We start from the raw sequence: 25,535 nt of genomic DNA, 5'->3' as shown, positions 1-25,535 counted from the left end.
GAGCGCGTTCAGCAGGTGACCGGCTTGTCGTGGATGCGCCGGCGGATTCCCCGCTTTCGCAAGTAGGGATCGCTGTCGGCGCGTCCTTCGTCAGGCGGATGCCGGACGGTAGGCGGCGAGGAAGACCCGTACCGCTTCATCGGCGTAGTGGTCGAGTTCGGCTCGGGTGAACTGTTCGCCCGAGCCGCAGAACATGACCTTGTTGACAGGGATCGAGGTGATCAGCCACGTGAGGTGGTTGGCTGCGAGGGCCGGGTCGTCCAGGGTCAGCAGCTTGCGCTCGGCGAGGCGGCCGAAGCTCTCGGCGAGGAGGGTGTGGACGCGTTCGGGGCCGCGCTCGTAGTACGTACGGCCGAGTTCGGGGAATCGGTCGGCTTCGGCGATGACCAGACGGCGTAGTTGGAGCAGGCGGGGCTGGGTGAGGATGATGACGAACTGCCGGGCGAGTGCGGCGAGGTCCTTGTCCAGGTCTTCGGTGGCGGCCAGTGAGCCCGTGACGTCGCTGAACAGTTCGTCGATGCGGTCGAGGCCGCCGTGGATGATCTCGGTGAACAGGCGCTGCTTGTCGGTGAAGTTCTTGTAGACCGTCTGCTTGGACACCGAGGCCAGGGCGGCGACCTCGTCCATGCTCGTGCCCGGGTATCCCTTGTTCAGGAACACCGTCGTGGCCGCCTCCAGGATCGCCTGGCGCTTGCGGGCCGAGCGCCCTTCCGGCTGCGTCGTCTCCATGGCCCTCCCCTTCTCCCTCTCGACGAACAGTACTAGACGGACCAGTACCCGCATGGGTACTGTACCGTCCAGTTCCCATGGGGGCGGGTGGACGCCCCGTCGACATGAGCGGAGACGGATCCAATGGGCAAGGTTTTCTCGCACGACGGCACCGCCATCGCCTACGAGCGAACCGGCCGGGGACCCGCCCTGGTGCTTGTCGGCGGCGCCTTTCAGCGGCGCGGCGACTTCGGGGAGCTTCCCACGCTGCTCGCCGAGCACTTCGACGTCATCACCTACGACCGCCGCGGCCGGGGCGACAGCGGTGACACCGCCCCGCACGACGTCCAGCGCGAGGTCGAGGACCTGGACGCCCTGATCGACCTCGCGGGCGGAACCGCGTTCGTCCACGGCATGTCGTCCGGTGCCGTCCTCGCCCTGCGGGCGGCGGTCCGAGGCAGCTCGATCTCCCGGCTCTCGGTGTACGAACCGCCGTTCGTGGTCGACGACAGCCGTCCCCCGATCCCTGACGACTACCTCGAACACCTCACCGGCCTCGTAGGGGACGACGCCCGCGGCGACGCGGTCGCCTACTTCCTGACCCAGGCCGTCGGTGTCCCGGCCGAGGCGGTCGCCGGAATGCGGCACGCGCCGTTCTGGGCCGACATGGAAGCAGTCGCCCACACGCTGCCGTACGACGGCGCCGTCATGGGCGACACCATGTCCGGACGCCCGCTGCCGGCCGAGGGATGGAACACCCTGGCCGACCGGCTGCTCGTGCTGGACGGCGGCGCGAGCGACGGCTGGATCCGGGCCGGTGCTCATGCCCTGCCCGGCCAGCACGGCACGCTCGACGGTCAGGACCACGATGTCGACCCCAGCGTTCTCGCTCCCGCGTTGATCGAGTTCTTCACCGCCGAGGAGACAGCATGAGGCAGGTCTAAGCCAGCCTGGGCATATCTCTCGACTGCTTCACTGCCGGCCCGAACGCCGCCCCGGCAACCCTTTCGGCGACGGCGGGCTACGCATCCACCAAGGGGCCGAGAACGTCCAAGCTGCCGCGAGCGCAGCCTCGGGGCGGCGAGAGCAACGCGGACGACGAGATCGTGCGGGAGAACCTCGACCGCGCCGGGGCGTACATCAGGGAACGCCGCATGCTCGACGAAGGCGAAGGGAGCTGCCCGACCCGCCGTCGGGTCCGGCATGGCGGCGACGACCTTCCTGCCGTGGACGGCGTCGGCGATGCCGATCTCGCGCATCAGACGCTCGCCCGTGCGGCGGGCAACTCTCTGGCCCTGCCGGTTCAGCTGCCGCCAGACTGGCTTGTCCCGGGTCTGATGGCTCGGGTTGCTGGACGACTGACGATCCAGCAGCCTTCGGAGGCCCTGATGCCCCGCAGCCATCCGCCCGAGCTCTGCCGCAAGGTTGGCTGGAGGCCGAGTTGGCCGTCCGCCGCCGGGCTGCCGAACTGCTCGGTGCGGTGACCTCCCCCAAAGGCATTTCGAAGCCATCCGCGTGATGGCCCGTGAGCAGCTTGTCAGCGGCCAGTTCGTTTTCCCCGCTCGCGGCCACTGCATCTCCCCACCGTGGCCACTTCGATTCCCCACTGGCGGCCACTTCGTGTACGCAACGTGAGATCACCCTCGGCGGCGCTCACCCCACCACGGCAGGATCGGAGGCAGGTCGCTGAGCCCGCGGGCTGGGCGCTTCGGCATCGGCGACTCCCCGTCGTCCCCGTCCCAGCGGCGTGCGTGCTGGTCCGGGAGGCTGCCCCAGCCCCAGTAGGGAACCGGGCGGTCGGGCGCCTCACCGAGTTCGTCGAGGGGATCGATACGCCTCTCCGCCACCGTGCACAGATGGGCCCAGTCGTCGCCCATGTCGAAGACATACGCGAACTGCTCGCCGGCCTGCAGCCTGCTCAACTTGATGGCATGGCCGTCCACGGTGCCGTCCGGGGCCTCGCCGTCCCACCAGTCCAGGGGGCTGACCCGAGCACCATCGGACAAAGTGAAGAGGTGCAGGTGGGCCAAGTCCCAGCGGCCGAAGGCGAGATCGATGGCTGCCGCGAACTGGGCGAAGGAGTGCGAGCGTGCGGCGGCGAAGACACGGCCGGGGCGAGGCCACAGGTCCGCACCATGCCCGGAGACCAACTCCACCCGGATGGACAGCCAGGTACGTGCCACGATCACAACCCCTCATACGCCAGGTCTCCGAGCCAGGACCGAGGCTACTGAGTGTGACTGTAAGTTGGGGAATCGAGCTGGCCATACGTGGGGAGTTCCTACTGGCCGCCGACACAGCTGCTGCCGGTGCAGCTGGCCTGCCCGGTGCTGCATGTCACAGAGTCCGGGTATCACGCTTGGCAACACCGGCCGCCGTCGAACCGCCTGGTCGAGCACGCCTGACTGACCGAGGCCATCGTGGGCATCCACGCCGCATCCCGCGGAACCTACGGCACCCGCCGGGTGCACGCCGAGCTCCGCCCGGGCCTGAGCATCCATGTCAGCCACGGCACCGTGGAGCTGCTGAAGCAGCGCGCCGGCCTGCCCGGCAACCGGCGCGCCCGCACCAAGCACGGCACCGCCTCCGTCGCCGACCTGGTGGAGCGGAACCTCACCCGCCACGCCCGGGACCAGTTGCGGGTCGTCGACATCACCGAGCACCAACCTTTGAGGGCAAGGTGTACTGCGCGGTCGTCCTGGACACCTTCTCGCGACGCGCGGTGGGTTGGTCCATCGACGCCTCGCCCACCGCGGCGCTGACCACCGGCTCGAAGGTCCTCATCGCGTACAACTCCGGTAGCGCCGCGAAGAACTTCAGCGCGGCGGACGGGACGCAGTCCTTCGACTACACCCTGAACGCCGGCGACGCCGTCACGTTCACCTACGCGGGCGTGCGCAGCGGCGGGACCCCCGCGGCGACCAATGTCTTCGACCCGACCCATGACTTCACGTTCAAGTCGTGGCTGGGGCCGATGACGGTCACGTACGACCCGGCACTCCTGCAGTACCACAACGCCGTCCGCACCGGAAGCAAGCTGCTCACGTACTCCCTGCCGATCGGAGCGTCCATCAAGACGCCCGGAACGTCACTGAGCCGTGGCAAGTGGACCGCCACGGCCTCGTCGAGCCCGGACTGGGGTGCTGCCTCGAACGCGCTCGACGGCGACATCAACAGCCGGTGGAATCTCGGTCAGGGGACAACCAGCGGCGCCTGGTTCCAGGTCGATCTGGGAAGCCCGACGAGCTTCAACAAGATCGTCTTCGCCACCGGGGAAAGCAACTCCTTCGACTACGTCACCAAGTACCAGATATACGTCTCGGACGACGGGGCCGACTGGGGCGGCGCGGTTGCGAACGGCAGCGGGAACATAGGGAAGACAGCCGTCACGTTGCCGACCCGGACGGCTCGGTACATTCGCATCGTGTGCGTCGCGGCATCCGGTTTCTGGTGGAGCATCGCCGAAATCAACGTCTACGGATCCTCGGGTGGACCGGCTCGATCGCAGCTCCGACAGCGGTGCCCAAGGGCCTTCAGCTGAAGACCTGGACCAGTCCGGAGGGGGAGCAGGTCACCGTGGCGTTCAACGGCACCGCCGGCAGCCGGAGCTTCCCGGTGTCCGTCGACGGCTCGTACACCTACACCCTGCCGAGCGGAACGTCGGCGATGTTCACCACGCAGAAGCTGTCGAGCTTCCCCGCACCGGTCTTCGGAAGCCTGAAGCCGAAGCAAGGCGTACCGCGCGCCAAGTTCACGATCAGCGGTGCTCACTTCGGCGACGCGCAGGGGCTGGGTACCGTGCGTTTCGGCAAGCTCTTCGCTGAAGTCGCCAGCTGGTCGGACACGAGTATCAGCGCGTACGTGCCGAGCAGCCTTCCAGCAGGGACGTACAAGGTCTCGGTGAACGGCGCCGGCGGAGCGGACGCGGGTGGAGCTCCGTTCGACGTCATAGAGCTGGGCCCCGCGCTGTCGCGCACGGGCTGGACCGCTACGACCTCCGACACAAGCCCGTACGACGACGGTCCCGCCAATATGCTGGACGGCGATCCCGGCACCCGGTACAGCTCCGGAAGGGGCCAGTACGACGGTCTCTGGATCCAGGTCGACATGCAGCAGCCCCAGACGTTCGACAAGATCCTGCTGGATGTCGGCAGCAACACCGGCGACTACGCGCGAAGCGCGGACGTCTACGTCTCCACGAACGGAACCGACTGGACCAAGGTCTCTTCCATAGAGGAAGGCCAGCGAGTCGAGCTGATCTCCTTCTCGACCCAGACGGCCCGCTACGTCAGGATTGTCAACACGGCCAATGTCGCGAGTAACTGGTGGTCAATTGCAGAATTGACCGTCTATAGCTGACCCTGAGCCTTCTCCCTTGGGGTCAGCCCTGCGCATGCGGTCGACAAGTGCAAGGACCTCAGCAACGGGCGTCTGTGCATCGCGGTTACGCCCGTCAACCAACAGGGCGCCATCCAGGTGATCTATACAAAGACGGGCGGGCCGGCCGTCTACGGCCATCTCGCCTGGCAGGCTCCTGGGGAGGACGACCACGTCTCACCGAATATCTCGATGACGGCAGGACACACCTACTACCACACGTGGCCCACGTGGGTAGGCCCTGGTTATGTCGAGGGCGTCATCTGGACCGACCGCTACGGACGCCTCTCCACCGACTACGTGAAGGTTGACCGCTGACCCTGGGCGTGTTGTGCACGTACTGCTGGGCATGTCGCGCGCTGGCGAACGGCGCGAACAGGTTCCCCTCCGCGTCCCGGGGCAGCGCGACGAGCGGGTCTTGGGGGCAGGCCCTTCCAGTCCTTGCGGACCAGCTGGCGCAGCACGGCGAGGGTCAGGGCGCGGTCGGGGGCCTCGCCGTCCGGGTCGGGGGACGGGGCCTGTCGCTGGTCAGACATGACAGCGCTGCTGCTCACCGGCCTGTACGGCGGCCGGCTGCACCTCGGCAAGCGGGTCACCTCGCTCGCCGAACCTGTACGAACCGGCTCTACGCCTCTCTGGATCTGCGCGCGAGGGGCTGGCCGCGCACCGTCAACCCGCACCTGTTCATCAACGTGCTGACCGCTACGCACACCGGCCCGGCCCGGCCGCCAACGTCTGGGCCGCGAGCCTTCTGGGCGTTTCGGCGCGAGCCCTGCGCGAGGACCGCATCGTCGACGAGGTCCTCGCCACCGGCGACCGGCGGCGCCTCTGTGACCTGTTCGGCCTGCCCATCGCCGGTGTCGAGCGCAATCTCGCGGTACTCGACCTGTCCGGCCCGGCGCCGGGGGCCCATGAGTCAACCGCTCCGCACAAGTCTAAGGATTCAGGAGTACCTGAATTCATGAATATCTGTACTGTGGTGATGTGCTGACTCTCGCTCCTGAGGTCGAGGTGCTCGCGCGCTTCGGCCGTGCCCTCGCTGACCCGATCCGCTGCCAACTGCTGCTGGCTCTGCGGGATGCCCCGGCTCACCCCGCCGACCTGGCCGACCGGATCGGTGTCTCCCGCAGCCGGCTGTCCAACCATCTGGCCTGCCTGCGTGACTGCGGCCTCGTCGTCGCTGTCCCCGACGGCCGCCGTACCCGCTACGAGCTCGTCGACGAACGCCTCGGACATGCCCTGGACGTCCTGCGCACCGTCGTCGTCGCCGTCGCGGCCGACCGCACCTGCCCGGACGCCGACGAGAAGGGCTGCTGCTGAATGACCGCGACATCCCTCGGCCCCAGCCCGGTCCGCCGCGAAGCACTGACCTGCCAAATACGCCTGCTGGTCGCCGCGACCATCACCTACAACGTCATCGAGGCGATCGTCGCTCTCACGGCGGGCACCCTCGCCTCGTCCACCGCGCTGATCGGCTTCGGCCTTGACTCCGTCATCGAGGTCTCCTCCGCCGCAGCCGTCGCCTGGCAGTTCTCCGCCCGCGACCACGCCACCCGGCAGGCCCGGGAACAGCGCACGCTGCGGATCATCGCAGCCTCCTTCTTCGCCCTCGCCGCGTATGTCACGGTCGACTCCGTCCGCGCGCTGATGGGAACCGGCGAAGCCGGACACTCGATGCCCGGCATCGTGCTCGCCGCCCTGTCCCTGGCGGTCATGCCGTTGCTGTCCGCCGCCCAGCGCCGCGCCGGCCGGGAACTCGGCTCCGCCAGCGCGGTCGCCGACTCCAAACAGACCCTGCTGTGCACCTACCTGTCCGTCGTGCTGCTGGTGGGACTGTTGGCGAACCTGCTGTTCGGCTGGTCTTGGGCCGACCCCATCGCCGCCCTCGTGATCGCCGCCATCGCGGTCAAGGAAGGCCGTGACGCCTGGCAGGGCAAGGGCTGCTGTGTCCCCTCGGGCCCGCTCCCGCACACCGTCACAGCGGCTGTCGCCTGCGGCTGCGAGCCTGGCTGCACCTGCTGCTGACCCAGCGTGCCGGACCACCGTGGCACGCAGCTCTCGCCTCCTTGCCGGCCGAGCGGAATCCCGGCGCCACTCGCTGCCCGTGTCATGCCCTGCCGGGCCCGTCGCCTGAGCCCACCGGCCTGGCGTGGAAGGATCTGTGGCGGCGACAGACACAGACCCCAGCAGGAGCTTCGGCGGGAGAGGCCATGCACCGAGACGACGGCGATCTCGCCTCCACCCAGCAGGACCATTGGCAGCACACCTACGCCGCCCACCCCGGCATGTACGGCCAGGCGCCCTCCGCCGCGGCTGTTCACGCCGCCGCGGTGTTCCACGCCCACGGGGCTCGAGACGTGCTGGAACTCGGCGCCGGCCACGGCCGTGATGCCCTGTACTTCGCCCGCGAAGGCTTCGCCGTCCAGGCCACCGATTTCAGCGACACCGGCCTGGAACAGCTCAAGGAGGCCGCCCGCACGCAGGAGGTCGCCGAGCGCGTCACCACCGCGGTGCACGACGTCCGCGAACCGCTGCCGCTTCCCGACGCCTCCGTGGATGCCATCTTCGCGCACATGCTGCTGTGCATGGCCTTGTCCACGAAGGAGATTCACGGGGCCGTCGGTGAAGTGCGCCGTGTCCTGCGCCCGGGCGGGGTCTTCGTCTACACGGTCCGCCACACCGGCGACACCCACTACGGCGACGGCACCGCGCACGGCGACGACATCTATGAACACGGCGGCTTCGCCGTGCACTTCTTCCCCCGTCACCTCGTCGACTCCCTCGCCGACGGCTGGACGCTCGACGAAGTCCACGCCTTCGAGGAGGGCGAACTGCCCCGCCGCCTGTGGCGTGTCACCCAGACGCGTCCCCGGTGACCGCCACGGCCGCACGCCGCGCTGCTGGTGCTCGGGCGAGTTCGAAAGCTCACCGTCATGCGGTTGGGGCTGCAGCGGGCCCGACGGAAGATTCGCCAGGACTACGGTCTCGCGATGCTTCATTAGACCGGTGCTCGTGCCGCTGATTGGGCCCGGTTGATTGTCCGCTGTGTCGGGTTGAGCTCTTGGTGCGGGAGCCGTCTGATCGGCGTGGTCACCCAGGAGCTGGGCCCGATGTAAGCCCGGTCGGCGAGTACAGGCACGCCTTGGCGTTCGCGGATCCTGATGATGCGGTGGGTACGGGCGGCGGTCAGGTCGTGGGTGCGGCCCGGGAGTGCAGGCGAGATCCGCAGCAGCCTGCCCGCGGGATCGGCGATGACCTGCATGTTCACGCCGTGACGTCGGTTTTTTTGGGAGAGGTCGGCCCGGCTTCCCGCAGGGCCCGCAGCAGGCCGGGCGCCCACCGGGCAAGGTGGCCGACGACGGTGGTGACGTAGGCGTGGGCGGTGCCGACAGATATGCCGAAGCCGGCGGCGATCTGCGTGAGCGTGTCGTGCCGGCGAAGGTAGATCAAGGCGACGAGAGCACGCTGATGGGGCGGGAGCTTGCAGCGGCGGTCACCCTCACGGGTGACGATGAGCATGGTGACCCACTCGACCAGGGCGTGAGGTAGGTCGAGTGAGGCAGGATAGGGAACCAACGAGGCTCCTGCGCTGATGAGTTGAGACGTCGAACGCCTCTCTCAACGGCACAGGAGCCTCGTGCGTTGCGGGACACTCGCCCGTCACCCGATCAGAGGCCGCTCTGAAAGAGATGAGTGCTCTTGAACTTGCTCAGCGTCCGGTCAAAACTCCCAAGTCAACTCTCGCTCATCGATGACGACTCGTTCGTAGCAGTCCAGAAGACCGCCGGTCTCGATTGCCGTGGCCGTCATGTCAAGTAGCTGTGGCAGAGAGGTCCACATCGGGTGTGTTTTGAAGTGGCAGCCAACCTCGTGGTCAGCAGCTCCGATCCGTCCGCGCTGGCGTGTCGGACGCTGATCGACCACCAGGTGGTCGCCGGCGCCGTTTGTGGCGAACGGGATCCATTGACGGTGCCACCATGGCCCGTACTCGCGCTCGGGATCGCCCGTCTCGGCATCTGGCCGTTCCGGGCCGTGGATGTCGGTCCGACTCGTCCAGGCGTCGACGATGTGCCGCGTGCTCAGCATCATCCAAAACGGTGGTAACAGGACGCCGTCCGCTGTGCCGTCATGGCGAAGGAGTGACTCTGTCAGCGAAGGGGGGAAGGCCAGGCCGATGGCCTCTTCTGCCCTCGCGATCGTCGCGCGCTCGGCGGGGGGCGCCAGTTCGGCGAACGTGCGCGGCGCGTTGTTCGCGAGCCACGTCTCGATGCGGGTCCAGGACTCAGGTATTGAGGAAGTCATGCGGCGGATCCTGCCAGTTGGTACTGACATGCTCGGCTCTCACCGCGTGTTCACGCTGTCGGCGCAGGTTTCCTCGTCCAGCCGGGGGCGGGCTCTTTCCGGGTCGGTCGCCTGCCCATGAGGGTGATGAGTGCCCAGTTCAGGTGGGCTGCGCTGTGCTGGGGAAGACGTTCGTAGTCCCGGGCGTGGCGGCCCTCCCCGAGCCCAGCCCACTCGACTCCAGGTCAGGAGGCATGGGTACGCAAGGGGGCGCAGTCACCGGGGTCGGACCCGGCCCCTGTCCGCCGACCCGCCTGTGCCCGAGCGCGGCACTTATGAGCGGGACGCCGCCGTACCGCCGCGGTGCGTTCCTTCGACGGGGGCCGCGGGTCATAGGCAATATCCGGTGCGAGCTGCCGGGCGGCTGCCGCCTGCGGAGCCGTGCCGCGCGAGATCCAGGAATTGATGCGCTTCAATCAGGCGGATGTCGAGAGCCTGGCACTCTTCAGGTGAGCAGTCAAGGGCAGGGCGGCGATGCGCGTCCTGAACGCGTGTGCACCTCAGCCTGTGGCCTGCTGTTATCAGGTCGCAGCGCGGCGTGCTCGGGGGAGCCAGCTCACGTCGATCTTGGAGCGTTTCAACGCGCGTCATGTATTCTGCCGATTGTCCGTGACGGCCTGCTCGCTGGGGGCTGTGCGGTCCTGGGACGGATCGAAGACCGAGGTCGAGGAGCGCTGTGACTACCGCCCGTCCGCGAGCAGTGCAGCGGCATGCCGGTCCGAGCATGCAGGACGTTGCCGATGCCGCAGGGGTATCGCTGGGAACCGTCTCCAATGTGCTGAACCATCCGGCGAAGGTGAGCCCGGCGACGGCGGAGCGAGTCCGGGAGGCGATCAGTCGACTGGGATTCGTGCGTAACGACGCCGCGCGGTCGTTGGTGTCCGGCTCGACCAAGAGCGTCGGCATGGTGCTCGCCGATATCGAGAACTCCCTGTTCATCGACATGGCGCACGGTGCGCAGGAGGCCGCCCGCGCGGCCGGCCAGCATTTGCTCCTGGCCAACACGGCGTGCGACATGAAGCTCCAGGACGACTACCTGGACCTGTTCGACGAGTCCAGGGTCACCGGCGTGCTGCTGGCTCCGATGGAGGACTCCACGGTCGGCATCGCCCGGATCCGTTCGCACGGGCGTCAGGTCGTCTTGCTCAACTACGCTCCCAGGCCGGGGACCTGCTGTTCCGTGCTGGTCAACAACGAGCATGTGGGTTATCTGGCGGCCCGTCATCTCATCGACACCGGCCGCACGCGGCTGGCTTTTGTGGTCGCACACGACGATTACCAGCCCGTACGTGACCGGCGCCGGGGTGTACGTGCGGCGGTCGAGGAGGCGGGCGGCGGCGTCACGCTCGAGGAGATCGACAGCGTCGGCCTGACCGCCTCGCACGGGCATGCGGTCGGGCGGGATCTCGCGCGGCGGACCTCCCGCGATGTGCCGGACGGTCTGATCGTCGTCACCGATGAGCTGGCCAACGCCATCATCCATGAACTGCACACCGTGGCAGGGATCCGGGTGCCCGAGCGGGTCGCGGTCGTCGGCTGCGAGAACAACCGCGCGGCCGGTGCCGCGGCCGTGCCGCTGACCGCCGTGGACATGCCGGGCCGGATGATGGGTCAGGAGGCCATCCGGCTGCTCATGGACGAGGTGTCCGCGGGCAAGCGGCATCGCCATGCCACTGTCGTGCTGGAACCGGAGCTGATCGTCCGCGCAAGCGCGCCGCTCTGATCCAGCCCTGCTCGCCGGAGGGGCCGCGCGTCCGCCGGTCGCCGTGGCCTTCTGGGCACCTCAGGTTGCGGGGGTCTTCCGGATCCGCCTTTCTCGCACGGCCTCTTGCATCGCGAAACCCTGCGGTAGCCGCCTGTCTTCTCGTCTCGTGCGGGGAGTGCTGGCCTCGGGCGGGCCTTCCGGAACGCCCAAACACGGTTCGGAAACATCCGTGACAGCTCCTTGACACACGGAGAGGGGGGTCGTAGGTTCCCGGCTACTCCCTATTGAAGCGTTTCAACGCCCTGTGCGCCGAGGAGCACCTGTGCACAAGATCCTCAGAACCCGCCGTATCGCCGTCCTGGCGGCTGCCGCCACCTCGAGCCTGCTCCTGAGCGCCTGCGGCGGCGGGGGCACGGTCGGGGGCGGCGACGCCAAGGCCTTCAGCCTCACCATCAACGACGACAACCACATCGTGCAGGAGGAGCTCACCGCCCTGAGCAAGGGCACGTGCGCGGCCCAGAACAAGGCGCTGCCGCTGAAGATCCAGACGCTCCCGATCGGCAACGTCGACCAGAAGGTCCAGCTTCTCGCCGGGCAGAACGCCCTGCCGGTGCAGTTCGCGGCGGGTGGCACCCCGCAGCTCACCAAGACCCTGGACAAGGCCGGCCAGGTGCTGGACCTGGAGAAGACGCTGAAGGACCTCGGCGTGTGGGACGACCTCCAGCCCGCGGCGATCAAGACCGTGGAGAACCTGTACGGCAAGTTCAATGTCATGCCCTACCAGTTCAACATCGAGGGTATTTGGTACAACAAGAAGCTCTTCGCCGACCATCACCTCACCACCCCGGCGACCTACGACCAACTGGTCGCAGCGGCAGCCAAGTTCAAGGGCGCCGGCATCACCCCGTTCGCGGCTGACGGCAAGGACGGCTGGCCCCTGACCCGCCTCGTCAGCGGCTACCTCTACCGTGAACTGGGCCCGGACGCCCTGCAGGCGGTGGCGGACGGCAAGGCCAGACTGACCGACCCTCCGTACGTGAAGGCCGCGCAGGCCATCGCCGACCTGGGCAAGGCCGGCTACTTCGGCAAGGGCGTCGGTTCGATCGACTACGACACCGCGACCCAGCAGTTCCTCACCGGCAAGGCTGCCATGTTCTACATGGGCAGTTGGGCGCTCGGCGACTTCAACGACAAGACCAAGAACACGATCGGCGCGGACAACGTCGGCTTCATGTCGTTCCCGACCGTCGCCGGCGGCAAGGGCAGCGCGGACCAGATCCCGGCCAACGTCGGTCTCCCCGTCGCCGTCTCCGCCAAGTCCTACGACGCCAAGGTCGGCGACTGGCTGTCCTGCATCACCAAGAACTACGGCGCCGCTTCCCTCAAGGACCAGGGCACCGTCTCAGGCTTCAAGCCCCACGGCGACACCGGCAGCCTGCCCCCGCTCACGCAGACGGTCCAGGACACCATCAGCAAGACCACGACCAGCATCCTGTGGTTCGAGGCGCTGTTCAACACGAAGGCCACGGAGACCAGCCAGACGAACGCCGCGCCCCTCGTCACCGGCTCCCTGTCGGCCAAGGACTTCATGCAGAAGATCCAGACCGACCTCGACAACGGCTGACCCCGCGCGTCGCCGCCATCCGCACCGAACCCTTCGTGAGAGAGCCGTCATGCGTTCAGTTCTGGGAGACCGCCGTGCCCTTGCCGTCCTGCTGGGCCCGGCGCTGCTGGTGTACACACTGGTGATGCTGGTGCCGATGGGCTGGTCCCTCGGCTACACCTTCTTCAAGGGCAACGTCATCGAAGGCTTCACCTTCGGGGGGTTCGGCAACTTCGAGAAGCTGTGGCATGACTCGCAGGCGCACTCGGCCCTGTGGTTCACCTTCAAGTACGCGATCGCCGTGAGTATCGGTCAGGTCCTCTGCGGATACCTGCTCGCTCTGCTCTACGTGTTCGTCCTGCGCAAGTCCTCCGCCGTGGTGCGCACGCTGGTGTTCTTCCCGGTCATCCTGCCGACGGTCGCCGTGGCCCTGATGTTCCAGAAGCTGTTCGCCGTCGCACCGCAGAACGGCCTCGCCAACGCCGCCCTCGATGGGCTCGGTCTGCACCACGGGGACTGGTTCGCGAGCGCCGGCGGCTCGTTCGTCGTGCTCGTCGTCATGGACGTGTGGCGCTCCATGGGCTTCTACGGCGTCCTGATCTTCGCCGGACTGGTCGACATCCCCGACGAGACGCTCGAGTCGGCGCGGCTGGACGGCGCCACCGGCTGGCGGCTGATCCGGCACATCGTGCTCCCGCTGTCCGCGCCGGTGCTGCTGTCGTCGGTCGTGTTCAGCATCAACGGCACGCTCAAGGTGTTCGACTCGGTTCTCGCACTGACCAACGGCGGACCGGGCAGCGACACGACGCCGCTGACGCTCTACATGTTCCGCACCGCGTTCTCCTACGGCGACTACGGCTACGGCAGCACCATCGCCTCGCTGCTCACCGTCGTCTGCCTCGGCGTCACGCTCGTCATCTTCCGCTTCTCGCGCCGCGACCTGACCAAGGGCTGAACCTCCATGACCGACACCATGACGGCACCGCCGCGGAAGCTCCTGCCCAGCCTGCCGCCGGCCACCGTTCGAAGGCCCCGGTATGCCCGGCGGCTGATACGCAACCTGCTCGTCGCCCTGTTGGTCGCCGTCGAGCTGGCGCCTCTGGCGTGGTTGCTGATCAGTTCCTTCAAGACCCAGTCGGAGTTCGTCAACGACCCCGCCTGGTCCTTGCCCGGGAGGTGGGACCTGAACAACTACGCCGACGCCTGGACGACTGGCCATGTTGGCCTGTACATCCGCAACAGCCTCCTGGCCTCGGTCCCCTCCCTCGCGCTCACCATCGTGCTCGGCACCGCGGCGGGCTTCGCCCTCGAAGTCATGATCTGGCGTGGCCGCCACCAGGTCCTCCTGGTCTTCCTGGTGGGGATCATGGTGCCGAGCCAGATGATCCTGCTGCCCCTGTTCCGGGTGTACTTCCAGTCCGGGCTGTCCGGAACGATGTGGCCGCTGATCATCACCTACACCGCGGTCGGTCTGCCTCTGACCGTCTTCATGATGGCCACCTACTTCCGGGCAGTGCCTCGCGAAATGTTCGAGGCCGCAACCCTCGACGGGGCCGGCATGCTCACCGCCTTCTGGCGGATCGGGTTCCCGGTCGTGCGCAACGCGGTCCTCACGGTCGCGCTGGTGCAGTTCTTCTTCATCTGGAACGACCTGCTCGTCTCGCTGACCTTCACCACGGACGACGAACTGCGGACCATTCAGGTGGGGTTGCTCAACTTCACCGGCCAGTACGGGGAGACGGCTTACGGACCGCTGTTCGCCGCGATCAGCATCAACGTCGTAGGCGCCCTGGTGCTGTACCTGCTGATCAACCAGCGCATCATCAAGGGGCTGACCGCCGGGGCGGTGAAGGGATGACGGGGATACCGACGGTGGCCGATGTAGCGGCGGAGCACCACCGGGAACCGTTCGGCATCGGGGAAGCCGCGCCCCGGATCTCCTGGAAGACCACGGCGACCACCGGTTGGAGACAGCACGCTTACCAGGTCGAAGCCGTCCGCTCCGACGGGAGGCACCGTTCGGACTGGGTGATCTCCCAGGACTCCGTACTCGTCCCCTGGCCGCTGCAGCCACTGGCGCCCCGGGAAATGTGCGAGGTGCGGGTGCGGGTGCGCGGGGCCGACCAGGTCGCCGGCGACTGGAGTCCGCCCCTGCGCATAGAGACGGGACTGCTCGCGCCGACGGACTGGACGGCCCGCGCGATCTCGCCGCACGAGCCGGATGGATCGCGACCGCCGAGCGCTGAGCGCCGTCCACCCCTGCTGCGCAAGGAGTTCACCATCCGCGGGGACGTGGAGCGCGCCCGTCTGTACGTCACCGCCCATGGCCTGTACGAGATCGAGATCAACGGCCGCCGGGTCGGCGACCACGCGCTCGCCCCCGGATGGACCAGCTACCACCACCGGCTGCGCTACCAGACCCACGACGTCACCGACCACCTGAACGCCGGGGCCAACGCGATCGGCGCCTGGCTGGCCGACGGCTGGTACCGGGGACGCCTCGGTTTCGGCGGCGGCCATGCCGATCTCTACGGCGACCGGGTCGCGCTCCTGGCCCAGTTGGAGGTCGTCCACCGAGACGGGACGGTCACCGTCGTCGCGAGCGACCCGTCCTGGAGGGCCAGCCGGGGGCCGATCCTCTCCTCCGGACTGCTCGATGGTGAGACGTTCGACGCCCGGCAGGAACGGCCCGGCTGGTCGAGCCCCGGATTCGACGACGGCGACTGGTCGTTGGTGGACATCGTGGCACGAGACCCGGCGACCCTGGTCGCTCCCACCGGCCCGCCGGTGCGCTGCACCGAGGAGATCGCGCCGGTGCTGGTGACCGCCCTGGACGCCGACCGGCTCCTGGTGGACTTCGGGCAGAATCTCGTCGGCCGGGTCCGTATCACGGTCTCCGGCCCGGCGGGGCACACGCTCGTCATCCGCCACGCGGAAGTGCTCCAGGACGGCGAACTGTGCGTGCGCCCCCTCCGCGGCGCCGCGTCCACGGACCGTTACACCTTGCGCGGCGGCGGCCCCGAGACCTGGGAGCCGCGGTTCACCCTCCATGGATTCCGGTACGCGGAGATCACCGGCTGGCGCGGAGGCGGCTTCCCTGGGCGTGCCATCGTCGCCCGCGTCTATCACACCGACATGGCACGGACCGGCTGGTTCGAATGCTCCAACGACCAGGTCAACCGCCTGCACCAGAACGTGGTGTGGAGCCTGCGCGGCAACTTCGTGGACATCCCCACCGACTGCCCGCAGCGTGATGAGCGGCTCGGTTGGACCGGTGACATCCAGATCTTCGCCCCCACCGCGGCGTTCCTGTACGACTGCCACGGCATGCTCACGTCCTGGCTGCGCGACGTGGCCGTGGAACAGCACGACGACGGGACGGTCCCCTGGTACGTCCCCGAGATACCGGGCGGTGAGCAGTGGACGCCGGCCCGGCCGGGCGCCGGCTGGGGCGATGTCGTGGCGCTGACGCCGTGGGATCTGTACCGGGCTTCCGGCGACACCGGTCTCCTCGCCGCTCAGTACGACAGTGCACGGCGATGGGTCGATCTCGTCACCGCCCTCGCCGACGCGTCGGGTCTGTGGAACCGCGGGTACCAGCTCGGCGACTGGCTCGACCCGTTCGCGCCCCCGGACGACCCCGGCGCCGGTCGTACCGACCGCCACCTCATCGCCACGGCGTACTACGCATGGTCCCTGCGGCATGTTGCCTGGATGGCCGCTGTCCTGGGGCGTGGGGACGAACGCCGCCGCTACCAGCAGCTCGCGGATCGTGTCCGGCAGGCGTTCGGCGATGAATACGTCCGTCCGGACGGCCTGATGACCAGCGACACGCAGACCGCGTATGCCGTCGCCCTCCAGTTCGACCTCCTTCCGAATGCGGCGGCCCGGGCCTCCGCCGGCCGACGTCTGGCCGAACTGGTGGCCGCGGGCGGGCACACCATCCAGACCGGTTTCGTCGGAACACCGCTGGTGGCACCCGCGCTGAGCGCAACCGGCCACCACCACAGTGCGTACGCCATGCTCCTCCAGCAGGAATGCCCCTCATGGCTCTACGCGCTCAAGCACGACGCCACCACCGTCTGGGAGCGCTGGGACAGCATGCTCCCCGACGGCACCGTCAACCCGGGCGAGATGACGTCGTTCAACCACTACGCCCTCGGCGCCGTCGCCCAGTGGCTGCACACCACGGTCGCCGGGCTCGACGCGAGCGCACCCGGCTATCGCGAGGTCGTCTTCCGCCCACGGCCGGGTGGCGGCATCACCTGGGCGAGCGCCACCCACGAGTCGCCGTACGGCCGCGTGGCGATCCGATGGGAGCTCGCGGAGACGGAGCTCACCGTGGAGACGACGGTGCCCACCGGCGCGACCGGGCGCATCGAGTGGCCTGACGGGACGGTGACCGCCTTGGCGGCCGGAACCACCACTTCTTCGCGACCGGCGGCCGGCTCCACCGGTGGGTGACGGCCGTCCGGGAACGCGACTGACCGGCTCATCGCGTCTCAAAGGGCCAAGCAGACCGCACGTCGGTGCCATCACTACAGCGACACAAAGGAGTATCGCGTGACCGACCATCACACAGGAGAGCACGCCCCAGGGATGCGCAGAGCGCACGGGCGCCCTGTCCTCGCCACGATAATGGTCGCCCTCATGACCGTTCTCGGCCTGGTCACCGCATCACCCGCGCAAGCCCTCAGCGGTGACATCCGTATGCACGACCCGAGCGTCATCAAAGTAGGCAGCTGCTACTACGGCTTCTCCACCGGCTTCGAGAACGATCCGCTCAACCCCAGCGGCTCCATCACCATCCGGAAGACCTGTACCGGCACCGCGGCGACGGGCTGGACCAAGGTCGGCAACGTGTGGTCGTCGACCCCCTCCTGGATCACCGCCAAGCTCGGCTCGACCCCGCCGAACATCTGGGCCCCGGACATCAAGTACTTCAACGGCAGCTACCACCTGTACTACGCCGGTTCGCTCTGGGGCTCGAACTACGCGGTGATGGGCGTCGCCACGGCCACGAACATCGAGGGCCCGTGGACCGACCAGGGCATGGTCACGGACGTCAACTACCCGATCGACCCCAACGTCGACTGGGGTCCCGACGGCCGGCTCTACATCTCCTGGGGCTCCTGGACCGGCAGCGGCACCTACATGCACGTCCTGGACCAGTCCACCGGCAAGCTCTCCACCACCGACAACAACCTCTGGCACATCGCCGTCGGCATCGAGAACCCGACGATCATCCTCAACGGCGGCTACTACTACCTCTTCGGCTCCAAGGGCCTGTGCTGCAGCGGGGTCAACAGCACCTACTACACGGTGGTCGGCCGCTCCACCAGCATCACCGGTCCCTACCTCGACCAGAACGGCACCGACATGGCCTCCGGCGGCGGAACCACCGTCCTCACCGGCGCCTATCCCAAGGTGGCCGCAGGCGGTGCCGATGCCTACGACGACGGCACCTCCAAGTTCCTCGCCTACCACTACTACGACGGAGACAACTCCGGGCAGGAAACCCTCGACATCCGCCAGGTGACCTTCGCGAACGGCTGGCCCGTCATCGCCAGTCCACTCGGTGCCCCGAACAACCACCTGATGAACCGCAACAGCGCCAAGTGCGCCGACGTCTGGTACCTCAGCACAGCGGACGGGGCGGCGGTCAACTCCGGCAACTGCAACTCCGGAACCAATCAGCAGTGGGTGCCTACCGCCGTCGGCTCCCACTACGAACTGGTCAACGTCAACAGCGGTAAGTGCCTGCAGATCTCCGGTGCCGCCACCGCGGACGGCGCGGTCGCCGTCCAGTCCACCTGCACCGCGTCCGCGAATCAGCTGTGGACGAGACAGGCCGTGATCGGCGGCTACGTCACCTTCTCCAACGCCAACAGCGGCAAGTGCCTTGAGGTGGCCGGGGCATCGACCACCAACGGCGCCGCTCTGGACCAGGCGACGTGCGTCGCCGGCTCCACCAACCAGCAGTGGATGGTCGTCTGAGACGTACACCTCGTTTTGCACATTCCCCCATGGTCGTCGGGGCGCTGCCGGCAACAGCCGTCGGCGCCCCGACGGCTGTGCTAGGTGTACTGCTCAGGCAGGTTGGTCGAGTTTGTGCTCTGACACCGTCTGAATCGCGTGACGGGTGAAGGCCTCCGGTTGTGGAGTGGAGCTGTCGAGGAACCGCTCCGCCAACCAGGAGGCCTTCGTGTCTCACGCTAACGCTGCTTTGACGCCTCGTGCCCGTCTGCGCCTGGCGCGTCTGATCGTTGATGACGGGTGGCCCATCGCCCGTGCAGCCGAGCGCTATGACGTGTCCTGGCCCACCGCCAAGAGGTGGGCTGACCGTTACGCCGAGGCCGGTGAGGCCGCGATGCTCGACCGGTCCTCACGGCCTCACCGCAGTCCCGCACGAACTCCGCACCCGCAGGTCCGCCGGATCGTGCACCTGCGCTGGAAGCAGCGGCTGGGCCCGGTCCAGATCGCCGGACGGCTGGGCATGCCCGCCTCGACCGTCCACGCGGTCCTGACCCGGTGCCGGATCAACCGGCTGTCCCACATCGACCGCGTCACCGGCGAGCCGGTCCGCCGCTATGAACACGATCACCCCGGCGCGATGCTCCACATCGACGTCAAGAAACTCGGCAACGTGCCCGACGGAGGCGGCTGGCGCTACGTCGGACGCGTCCAGGGCCGCACAAACCGTGCCGCAACACCCGACCGGCCCCGCAACAAGTACCGAGGCCCCCTGCTCGGGACCGCGTTCGTCCACACCGTCGTCGACGACCACTCCCGCGTCGCCTACGCCGAGATCTGCGACGACGAGACAGCCGCCACCGCGGTCGGTGTCCTGCACCGGGCGGTCAACTGGTTCGCCGCCCGTGGGGTGAGCATCGAGCGGGTCCTCACCGACAACGGCTCGGCCTACCGCTCCCGGCACTGGTCCCGGGCCTGCGCCGAGCTCGGGATCACGCCGAAGAAGACCCGGCCCTACCGGCCGCAGACGAACGGCAAGGTCGAACGCTTCCACCGCACCCTCGCCGACGGCTGGGCCCTGGGACGCTTCTACGCCAGCGAGTCAGCCCGCCGCAAAGCCCTGCCGGCCTGGCTCCATCACTACAATCACCACCGCCCCCACACCGCGACCGGCGGCAAACCACCCATCACCAGGTTGACCAACATCCCTGGGCAGTACACCTAGACGAGTAGTTCCGATGTGGCTCAGTGGTCGTAGGCGATCAGTGACCTGGTGATGGGTGCGCCGATGGTGCGGTTGTGCCAGATCGCGCAGGTCATCGCGAGGATCCGCTGAGCCACTCGGACACCGACGCCTTCGACGGTGCGGCCGCCGTGTTGTTCGAGGTCGAGTTGGCCTTTGAGGGTGTCGTTGACTGACTCGATCAGCTGCCGCACGGTCTTGAGCAGGGCTTCTGCGGGCTGTGGGGTGCCGCGATTGCGATAAGAGGGGCGCAGCAGACTGATGCCGCGGGCGGCGAGGAAGCGGTCGAGTTCGGCGGCGATGTAGCCCTTGTCGGCCAGGATCAGCAGGCCCGGCCGGGCGACGGACAGTTCGGGTTCGTTGTCGATCAGGGCGGCCAGGACCTGCCGCTCGTCGATCTTCGGGTCGGCCAGGGTCCAGGTGACGGGCAGGCCAGCCGGCGTGCACACCAGGTGCAGCTTCAGGCCCCAGTAGAACCGAGAGTGGGAGCGGCAGTAACCGTAGTTGGCCCAGCCGGCCAGATCGGAGCGTTTGACGGTCTCGCGGGAGCGGGCGCACTCAACGGGCGTGGAGTCCACGATCCACACATCGTCCAGCCACAGGTCGCTGTCTGCGGCCAGCGACCGGATGGCCCGCTTGACCAGGGGCAGAGCAGCTCGCAGCCGTTTGTTGTAGGCGGGCCGCTGGGGCAGGCAGGGGAACATCCCGTGCAGGTGGGCGTGGGCGAAGCGCAGCCAGCGGGCCTCGCAGTGGAAGCCCAGCACGGCCTGGGCCACCGCCAGGGTCACCAACTCGGCATCAGTCAGGCGCGGCGGACGCCCGCGCCATCGCGGGGTCTTCAAACGGTCATCGACATGCACGTACAGTGCCGTCAAGAGGGTGTCTAAATCGGTCGTCACAACCCGATGTTGGACACCCTCCCTACGTCTGAGAACCCCGTAATCGGAACTACTCGTCTAGGACTTCGCGCTGACCAGCCCGGTGTCGTACGCCGTGATGACGGCCTGGATGCGGTCGCGTGCGCCGATCTTGGCGAGGACGCGGCCGACGTGCTTTTTGACGGTGGATTCAGTCAGGACGAGGCGCTGGGCGATCTCCGCGTTGGTCCAGCCCTGGCCGATGGCGACGAGGACTTCACGTTCCCGGTCGGTGAGAGCCTTCAGGCGGGGGTCCTCGGCGGGGGCGGTATCTGCGGGAGCCAGTACGTGGTGCGTGTAGGCGTCCAGAAGGCGGCGGGTGAGGCGGGGGGCGACGACCGCGTCGCCGGTGGCGACGGCGTGGATGCCGGCGACGAGCTCTTCGGGGCGGGCGTCCTTGAGCAGGAAGCCGCCGGCTCCGGCGCGCAGGCCGTCGTAGGCGTACTCGTCGAGGTCGAAGGTGGTGACGATGAGGACGCGGGTGCGGCCGCCCGCGGCGACGATCCGGCGGGTCGCCTCGATGCCGTCCATGCCGGGCATGCGGATGTCCATGAGGACGACATCGGGGCGGAGTTCGGCCGCCATGCGGACGGCCTCGGCACCGTGTGCGGCTTCGCCGACGGGGGTCAGGCCGGCAGTGCCCTCCAACAGCATGCGCACGCCCATGCGTTGCAGGGGCTGGTCGTCGGCGATGAGGACGGTGGTCATGGCTGATGATCTCCTGCAGGTACGTGGAGGACGACGTCGACGACCCAGCCGTGGCCGGCGGCGGGAGAGCCGACGGAGACGGTGCCGCCGTACATGGCGGCCCGCTCGCGGATACCGACGAGACCGTGTCCGGCGTCGCCGGACCGCGCCCCGGCGGCGGCTGTGCCGCTGTCGGTGACCTTGACGTGCACGGTGGCGCTGTCCCTGTTGACGGTGACGTCGGCCGTGGCGCCCGGGCCGGCGTGCTTGAGGGAGTTGGTGAGGGCTTCCTGGACGATGCGGTACACGGTGAGCTGAACACCGCTGCCGAGGGCGTCGAGATCGCCCGTCGTCCGGTAGGTCACGGGCAGCCCCGCGGCGCGCACCCGCGTCAGCAGCGGGTCCAGGTCATGGACGCGTGGCTGTGGGCCGAGCAGCCGTTCGTCGTCCTGGTCCTCGCGCAGCACGCCGAGGACCCGCCGGAGTTCGCTCATCGCCTGGCGACCGGTGTCGGCGAGAATCCGCAGGGCGTCGGCGGTGGTCTCGCCGCGGTTGGTGGCGAGGGCGGCGGCGCCGTCGGCCACGCTGACCATGACGGACAGGTTGTGGCCGATGATGTCGTGCATCTCGCGGGTGATGCGGGTGCGTTCGGCGGCGGTGGTGAGCCTGACACGCTGGTCCTGTTCGATCTCCAGGCGCGTGGCCCGGTCCTCCAGAGCGGCCAGGTAGAGGCGGCGGATCCGCAACGTCAGGCCGATGGCGATGGCCGCCGTCGTCGTGCCCATCAGGAAGAAGAGGCCGAGGAGCGGGTGCTTGACGGGGGCCAGCAGTCCAACCGCCAGGACCAGTTCGGCCGCGGTGAGCGCGGCGCCCCAGGCGAGCACGCGCAGTGAGCCGTGCAGGGCCAGGCTGTAGAGGGCGACGAGCGCGGCCATGCCGGTCTGCTGCCACACGCCCAACGACCACTGAGCAAGCAACACCGCGGAGATCACCCCGTAGGTGACGGCCGGGGTCCTGCGGCGCCACCACAGGGGTACGACGAGCGCGGCGGTGAAGGCGACCCGTACCGGGACGGGCCAGTGGCTGTGCTCGGTCGGGTCCCCGAAAGGGCCGTGGCGGCTGGAGGAGAGCAGGTCGGGAAGGCTGAGCAGGGCGACGGCGAGGACGACCGCGGTGTCGAGCACCCACGGATGTCGCTGGTCCAGCCGTTGTCGGACGCTTTGACCCTGCAGTATGCAGCGCAGAAGCGGGTGCGCCCAGACATCGGCGAGCCCGGGGGACGGCGCGGTGGCCGTCACCCGGGCGGTGGTCGCGGGGGCCTGTCTCATGATCCCCACTGTCTCGCACCGCCGCTCAGGCGTCGCTCTTGAGGAGCCGCCAGGCTGCTCCGGCGTGGGCGAGGGCCACCCACCCGGCGAAGACGGCGAGTCCTGCGGCGGGGGAGAGGGCGTCGGAGGACTGGTGCAGGGCGTACATCGCCGAGCCGGCGTTGCTGGGGAAGTAGGGGTTGATGTGGTCGTGGACGGAGTCGGGCAGCAGCGAGGCCAGGCCCGGGAGGATGAGCAGGACGCCGACCAGGACCGCTATCGCGCCGGCGCTGGAGCGCAGCAACATGCCCAGGGCGACACCCGCGACAGCCACCAAGGCGAGGTAGAGGCCGGCTCCGGCCAGGCTGCGCAGTACACCGTCGCCGCCCAGGGACAGGGCGATCCTCTCGCCGTCCAGGCCCAGGGTGCCCAACTGGAACGCGGCCAGGGCGGCGAGCGTCGTCAGGACCAAGGTGATGGGGCCGATCACGGCGGACTTGGACCACAGGACCGGCAGCCGGCGAGGGACGGCGGTGAGAGTGGAACGGATCATGCCGGTGGTGTACTCGCCGGCCGACAGCAGGACACCGAGCACGCCGGCGGCCAGCGACGCGAAGGTCACCCCGAGCAGGGCGAGGCTGACCGCGTCCTGTTCGCCGGAGCGGGGGCCGGGCGGCCCGCTCTGCGTGGTCGCGTCGGGGCTGTAGGTGGCGGAGGCGATCGCGCCGAGGGCGACCAGCAGGACCACGGCGACGGCGAGGGTGATCCAACTGGAGCGCAGCGACCAGAACTTGGCCCACTCCGCGCGCAGCACCCGCGGACCGGTGACCTTGTAGGCCCGGGAATGGGTCCCGGTGGGGGAGAGTTCGGTGACCGTCATCAGGCTGCCTTTCGCTCGGTCTCGGCCGGGTGGCTCTGGTACTCGACGACGTCCCTGGTCAGGTCCATGAACGCCGCCTCCAACGAGACGGCTTGTGGGGTGAGTTCGTACAACGCGACCCCGTGCTCGGCCGCGATCCGCCCGATCTCCCGGGCGTCACGCCCGGAGACCAAAAGCTCCTCGGCGGACGAGGAGGAGATCGTCACGCCCGGGCCCGCCAGCAGTGAACGCAGCCTGGCGGCCTCGGCGGTGGCGACCTTCACGCCTCCGCCGCTCGCCTCCCGGGTGAAGTCGTCGACGGTGGTGTCCGCGAGGAGCCGCCCACGGCCGATGATCACCAGGTGGTCGGCGATCAGCGCGGTCTCGCTCATCAGGTGCGAGGACAGCATCACCGCCCTGCCCTCGTCGGCCAGGTCGCGCAGCAGGTTGCGCACCCAGAGCACGCCCTCGGGGTCGAGGCCGTTGACCGGCTCGTCGAGCATGACGATCGCGGGGTCGCCGAGGAGTGCGGCGGCGATGCCCAGTCGCTGGCCCATGCCGAGCGAGAAGGCGCCGACGCGCTTGCCGGCCACGCTGGCGAGTCCGGCCAGCTCGATGACCTCGTCCACTCGGCGGCGCGCGATGCCGTGGGTGTGGGCAAGGGTCATCAGATGGTTGAACGCGCTGCGGCCCGGGTGCACGGACTTGGCCTCCAGCAGGGTGCCGATCTCGTGCAGCGGTGCCGCGTGCCTCGCGTAGGACGTCCCGTTGACGGTGACCGTGCCCCTGGTGGGGGTGTCCAGGCCGACGACCATGCGCATCGTCGTGGACTTGCCGGCACCGTTGGGCCCGAGGAAGCCGGTGACCTCGCCGGGCTTGACGACGAAACTCAACGCATCGACGACGGTCTTGTCGCCGTAGCGTTTGGTCAGCTCGTGCGCTTCGATCATGGGTGCGGGCCTTTCCTCTGGGACTGGGCCGGGCGAGGTCCGCGGCCTGTGCGGTCGACATTAGAAGCGCCGCCGGCCAGGGCCCTGGGACCACGGGGGGCACTTGGGCGCCTGAGTGGTACGGCGGTGCCATTCGTCGTCGGTCACCGGTACGCCTCAGGTATGACACGCCGGCGAGTGGGCGGGGGAGCCGGCCCGCCGCCGCGCACTCGCCGCCATGGCGGGGCGCATGTCCCAAACAGGCAATCCGCCATGTCTGCCACGGGAAAGACCTGGCCACGGCTCTGAGGGTTCACTGTCGGCCACCTCGACGAAAAGGAGCCGAACATGCCCGAGGAAGCCAGGTCGGAATTCTGGAAGGGCCTCAAGCCGATCACCGATGCGGTGAAGCCCGACGCGCAGCCGGAGGTCTATCTGTCCCAGGTGGCCACCGACGACGACCGGTACTACGCACCGCTCAGCGAGACCGTCGGCTCACGCCCGCTGTGGATCAACGTCAAGGACAACTCATGGGCCGACATCCTCTGCGCCAGGCAGGCCGGACTCGTCAACCGGCACTACCACCCGCACGAGGTGTTCGCGTACACGATCTCCGGTAAGTGGGGCTACCTGGAGCGGCCGTGGACCGCGCGGGCCGGTGACTTCGTCTACGAGGCGCCGGGCGAGGGACACACGCTGGTCGCCTACGAGAGCGACGAGCCGATGAAGGCGTTCTTCATCGTCAAGGGTCCGTTGATCTGGCTGGACGAGGACGGCGGAACCACCGGCTACTTCGATGTCCACGACTACATCGAGCTGTGCAGGAACCACTACGACAAGGTCGGCATCGGTGCCGACTACGTCAATTCGCTCTTCCGGTGACCCG

General features: G+C 68.4%; 25 protein-coding genes and 2 pseudogenes. 17 read left to right on the top strand and 10 right to left on the bottom strand.

From position 1 onward, the window contains the following. Positions 1 to 90: 90 nt before the first annotated feature. Positions 91 to 729 carry a TetR/AcrR family transcriptional regulator gene (locus tag EJC51_RS00815; protein ID WP_126269217.1) on the bottom strand — a complete coding sequence of 213 codons (639 nt, stop codon included), beginning with the start codon at positions 727 to 729 and terminating at the stop codon, positions 91 to 93. Between the two features lie 123 nt (positions 730 to 852). Between EJC51_RS00815 and EJC51_RS00810 the strand changes: the two genes are divergently transcribed. Both EJC51_RS00810 and EJC51_RS47560 read left to right on the top strand, forming a co-directional pair. After that, positions 853 to 1,641, top strand: a complete 789-nt coding sequence (locus EJC51_RS00810; RefSeq protein ID WP_126269216.1) for an alpha/beta fold hydrolase — start codon at positions 853 to 855, stop codon at positions 1,639 to 1,641. Positions 1,642 to 1,862: 221 nt separating this feature from the next. After that, the gene (locus EJC51_RS47560; RefSeq protein ID WP_166682773.1) at positions 1,863 to 2,192 is read left to right on the top strand and encodes a hypothetical protein; all 330 of its coding nucleotides are present in this window, start codon (positions 1,863 to 1,865) and stop codon (positions 2,190 to 2,192) included. A 153-nt stretch (positions 2,193 to 2,345) separates the two neighbouring features. Here the strand turns inward: EJC51_RS47560 and EJC51_RS00800 are convergent, their stop codons facing one another. Continuing rightward, entirely contained in the window at positions 2,346 to 2,891 is a 546-nt protein-coding gene (locus EJC51_RS00800; protein WP_165951435.1) for a plasmid pRiA4b ORF-3 family protein, read from the bottom strand. A gap of 222 nt (positions 2,892 to 3,113) precedes the next feature. Between EJC51_RS00800 and EJC51_RS00795 the strand changes: the two genes are divergently transcribed. The 7 genes from EJC51_RS00795 to EJC51_RS00765 all read left to right on the top strand — a co-directional run bounded on the left by EJC51_RS00795 (position 3,114) and on the right by EJC51_RS00765 (position 7,961). Further along, positions 3,114 to 3,470, top strand: a complete 357-nt coding sequence (locus tag EJC51_RS00795; RefSeq protein ID WP_126269213.1) for an IS3 family transposase — start codon at positions 3,114 to 3,116, stop codon at positions 3,468 to 3,470. Beyond that, positions 3,431 to 4,249, top strand: a complete 819-nt coding sequence (locus EJC51_RS00790) for a discoidin domain-containing protein (RefSeq protein WP_126269212.1) — start codon at positions 3,431 to 3,433, stop codon at positions 4,247 to 4,249. Before EJC51_RS00795 ends, EJC51_RS00790 begins: the two co-directional genes overlap by 40 nt. 35 nt (positions 4,250 to 4,284) lie before the next feature. Then, complete coding sequence (locus EJC51_RS00785; protein ID WP_126269211.1) at positions 4,285 to 5,067, top strand: discoidin domain-containing protein; 783 nt, start codon at positions 4,285 to 4,287, stop codon at positions 5,065 to 5,067. Positions 5,068 to 5,184: 117 nt separating this feature from the next. Beyond that, a complete protein-coding gene (locus EJC51_RS00780) occupies positions 5,185 to 5,403 on the top strand; it encodes a hypothetical protein (RefSeq protein WP_126269210.1) in 219 nt (72 codons plus the stop codon). A gap of 666 nt (positions 5,404 to 6,069) precedes the next feature. Next, positions 6,070 to 6,405 carry an ArsR/SmtB family transcription factor gene (locus EJC51_RS00775; RefSeq protein ID WP_126269209.1) on the top strand — a complete coding sequence of 112 codons (336 nt, stop codon included), beginning with the start codon at positions 6,070 to 6,072 and terminating at the stop codon, positions 6,403 to 6,405. Next, the gene (locus EJC51_RS00770; RefSeq protein WP_126269208.1) at positions 6,406 to 7,110 is read left to right on the top strand and encodes a cation efflux transmembrane domain-containing protein; all 705 of its coding nucleotides are present in this window, start codon (positions 6,406 to 6,408) and stop codon (positions 7,108 to 7,110) included. A gap of 185 nt (positions 7,111 to 7,295) precedes the next feature. Beyond that, positions 7,296 to 7,961, top strand: a complete 666-nt coding sequence (locus tag EJC51_RS00765; protein WP_126269207.1) for a class I SAM-dependent methyltransferase — start codon at positions 7,296 to 7,298, stop codon at positions 7,959 to 7,961. 50 nt (positions 7,962 to 8,011) lie between these two features. On the opposite strand, the pseudogene EJC51_RS00760 reads toward EJC51_RS00765, so the two are convergent. From EJC51_RS00760 to EJC51_RS49480, 3 genes and pseudogenes are all read right to left on the bottom strand, one after another. Then, positions 8,012 to 8,661 (bottom strand): annotated as a pseudogene (locus tag EJC51_RS00760) (transposase); the annotation flags it as partial. Between the two features lie 144 nt (positions 8,662 to 8,805). Continuing rightward, positions 8,806 to 9,387, bottom strand: a complete 582-nt coding sequence (locus EJC51_RS00755; RefSeq protein WP_207924949.1) for an SMI1/KNR4 family protein — start codon at positions 9,385 to 9,387, stop codon at positions 8,806 to 8,808. Positions 9,388 to 9,440: 53 nt separating this feature from the next. Beyond that, a pseudogene (locus tag EJC51_RS49480) lies at positions 9,441 to 9,578 on the bottom strand (IS5-like element IS4811 family transposase); the annotation flags it as partial. 572 nt (positions 9,579 to 10,150) lie between these two features. On the opposite strand from EJC51_RS49480, the gene EJC51_RS00750 reads away from it, so the two are divergent. The 7 genes from EJC51_RS00750 to EJC51_RS00720 all read left to right on the top strand — a co-directional run bounded on the left by EJC51_RS00750 (position 10,151) and on the right by EJC51_RS00720 (position 19,932). Next, positions 10,151 to 11,149 (top strand): LacI family DNA-binding transcriptional regulator, encoded by a 999-nt coding sequence (locus EJC51_RS00750; RefSeq protein WP_126269205.1) that lies wholly within the window; start codon positions 10,151 to 10,153, stop codon positions 11,147 to 11,149. Positions 11,150 to 11,453: 304 nt separating this feature from the next. Then, positions 11,454 to 12,755, top strand: a complete 1,302-nt coding sequence (locus EJC51_RS00745) for an ABC transporter substrate-binding protein (RefSeq protein WP_126269204.1) — start codon at positions 11,454 to 11,456, stop codon at positions 12,753 to 12,755. Between the two features lie 49 nt (positions 12,756 to 12,804). Then, a complete protein-coding gene (locus EJC51_RS00740) occupies positions 12,805 to 13,689 on the top strand; it encodes a carbohydrate ABC transporter permease (protein WP_126269203.1) in 885 nt (294 codons plus the stop codon). Between the two features lie 6 nt (positions 13,690 to 13,695). Next, positions 13,696 to 14,592: a carbohydrate ABC transporter permease gene (locus EJC51_RS00735; RefSeq protein ID WP_126269202.1), complete on the top strand. Its 897-nt coding sequence runs from the start codon at positions 13,696 to 13,698 to the stop codon at positions 14,590 to 14,592. Further along, positions 14,589 to 17,198: an alpha-L-rhamnosidase gene (locus EJC51_RS00730; protein ID WP_126269201.1), complete on the top strand. Its 2,610-nt coding sequence runs from the start codon at positions 14,589 to 14,591 to the stop codon at positions 17,196 to 17,198. Before EJC51_RS00735 ends, EJC51_RS00730 begins: the two co-directional genes overlap by 4 nt. A 186-nt stretch (positions 17,199 to 17,384) precedes the next feature. Further along, positions 17,385 to 18,731 carry a family 43 glycosylhydrolase gene (locus EJC51_RS00725; protein WP_244362320.1) on the top strand — a complete coding sequence of 449 codons (1,347 nt, stop codon included), beginning with the start codon at positions 17,385 to 17,387 and terminating at the stop codon, positions 18,729 to 18,731. A 208-nt stretch (positions 18,732 to 18,939) separates the two neighbouring features. Next, positions 18,940 to 19,932, top strand: a complete 993-nt coding sequence (locus tag EJC51_RS00720) for an IS481 family transposase (RefSeq protein ID WP_126269200.1) — start codon at positions 18,940 to 18,942, stop codon at positions 19,930 to 19,932. Between the two features lie 20 nt (positions 19,933 to 19,952). On the opposite strand, the gene EJC51_RS00715 is transcribed toward EJC51_RS00720, so the two are convergent. From EJC51_RS00715 to EJC51_RS00695, 5 genes are read right to left on the bottom strand one after another with little or no spacing between them, the layout of a single operon-like run. Beyond that, positions 19,953 to 20,849, bottom strand: coding sequence for an IS982 family transposase (locus tag EJC51_RS00715; protein WP_126269199.1), 897 nt, complete (start codon positions 20,847 to 20,849; stop codon positions 19,953 to 19,955). A 57-nt stretch (positions 20,850 to 20,906) separates the two neighbouring features. Further along, a complete protein-coding gene (locus tag EJC51_RS00710) occupies positions 20,907 to 21,575 on the bottom strand; it encodes a response regulator (protein WP_126269198.1) in 669 nt (222 codons plus the stop codon). Next, positions 21,572 to 22,882 carry a sensor histidine kinase gene (locus EJC51_RS00705; RefSeq protein WP_126269197.1) on the bottom strand — a complete coding sequence of 437 codons (1,311 nt, stop codon included), beginning with the start codon at positions 22,880 to 22,882 and terminating at the stop codon, positions 21,572 to 21,574. Before EJC51_RS00705 ends, EJC51_RS00710 begins: the two co-directional genes overlap by 4 nt. A 25-nt stretch (positions 22,883 to 22,907) precedes the next feature. Beyond that, on the bottom strand, positions 22,908 to 23,741 hold the full coding sequence (locus EJC51_RS00700; protein ID WP_126269196.1) for an ABC transporter permease subunit: 834 nt from the start codon (positions 23,739 to 23,741) through the stop codon (positions 22,908 to 22,910). After that, positions 23,741 to 24,670: an ABC transporter ATP-binding protein gene (locus EJC51_RS00695; protein WP_126269195.1), complete on the bottom strand. Its 930-nt coding sequence runs from the start codon at positions 24,668 to 24,670 to the stop codon at positions 23,741 to 23,743. The genes EJC51_RS00700 and EJC51_RS00695 overlap by 1 nt, the downstream gene beginning before the upstream one ends. Before the next feature lie 327 nt (positions 24,671 to 24,997). Here EJC51_RS00695 and EJC51_RS00690 point away from each other — a divergent pair, with 327 nt between their 5' ends. Beyond that, positions 24,998 to 25,531, top strand: coding sequence for a 2,4'-dihydroxyacetophenone dioxygenase family protein (locus tag EJC51_RS00690; RefSeq protein WP_126269194.1), 534 nt, complete (start codon positions 24,998 to 25,000; stop codon positions 25,529 to 25,531). The last annotated feature ends 4 nt before the right edge of the window (positions 25,532 to 25,535 follow it).

The sequence above is a fragment of the Streptomyces aquilus genome (genome assembly GCF_003955715.1).
Classification (GTDB): domain Bacteria; phylum Actinomycetota; class Actinomycetes; order Streptomycetales; family Streptomycetaceae; genus Streptomyces; species Streptomyces aquilus.
This window is presented reverse-complemented; position numbering and strand designations above follow the sequence as displayed.

Coding starts and splice junctions, on each gene's coding strand:
- EJC51_RS00815 (WP_126269217.1), bottom strand. CDS start 729: ATGGAGACGACGCAGCCGGAAGGGCGCTCGGCCCGCAAGCGCCAGGCG.
- EJC51_RS00810 (WP_126269216.1), top strand. CDS start 853: ATGGGCAAGGTTTTCTCGCACGACGGCACCGCCATCGCCTACGAGCGA.
- EJC51_RS47560 (WP_166682773.1), top strand. CDS start 1,863: ATGCTCGACGAAGGCGAAGGGAGCTGCCCGACCCGCCGTCGGGTCCGG.
- EJC51_RS00770 (WP_126269208.1), top strand. CDS start 6,406: ATGACCGCGACATCCCTCGGCCCCAGCCCGGTCCGCCGCGAAGCACTG.
- EJC51_RS00765 (WP_126269207.1), top strand. CDS start 7,296: ATGCACCGAGACGACGGCGATCTCGCCTCCACCCAGCAGGACCATTGG.
- EJC51_RS00755 (WP_207924949.1), bottom strand. CDS start 9,387: ATGACTTCCTCAATACCTGAGTCCTGGACCCGCATCGAGACGTGGCTC.
- EJC51_RS00750 (WP_126269205.1), top strand. CDS start 10,151: ATGCAGGACGTTGCCGATGCCGCAGGGGTATCGCTGGGAACCGTCTCC.
- EJC51_RS00740 (WP_126269203.1), top strand. CDS start 12,805: ATGCGTTCAGTTCTGGGAGACCGCCGTGCCCTTGCCGTCCTGCTGGGC.
- EJC51_RS00735 (WP_126269202.1), top strand. CDS start 13,696: ATGACCGACACCATGACGGCACCGCCGCGGAAGCTCCTGCCCAGCCTG.
- EJC51_RS00730 (WP_126269201.1), top strand. CDS start 14,589: ATGACGGGGATACCGACGGTGGCCGATGTAGCGGCGGAGCACCACCGG.
- EJC51_RS00725 (WP_244362320.1), top strand. CDS start 17,385: ATGACCGTTCTCGGCCTGGTCACCGCATCACCCGCGCAAGCCCTCAGC.
- EJC51_RS00710 (WP_126269198.1), bottom strand. CDS start 21,575: ATGACCACCGTCCTCATCGCCGACGACCAGCCCCTGCAACGCATGGGC.
- EJC51_RS00705 (WP_126269197.1), bottom strand. CDS start 22,882: ATGAGACAGGCCCCCGCGACCACCGCCCGGGTGACGGCCACCGCGCCG.
- EJC51_RS00700 (WP_126269196.1), bottom strand. CDS start 23,741: ATGACGGTCACCGAACTCTCCCCCACCGGGACCCATTCCCGGGCCTAC.
- EJC51_RS00695 (WP_126269195.1), bottom strand. CDS start 24,670: ATGATCGAAGCGCACGAGCTGACCAAACGCTACGGCGACAAGACCGTC.
- EJC51_RS00690 (WP_126269194.1), top strand. CDS start 24,998: ATGCCCGAGGAAGCCAGGTCGGAATTCTGGAAGGGCCTCAAGCCGATC.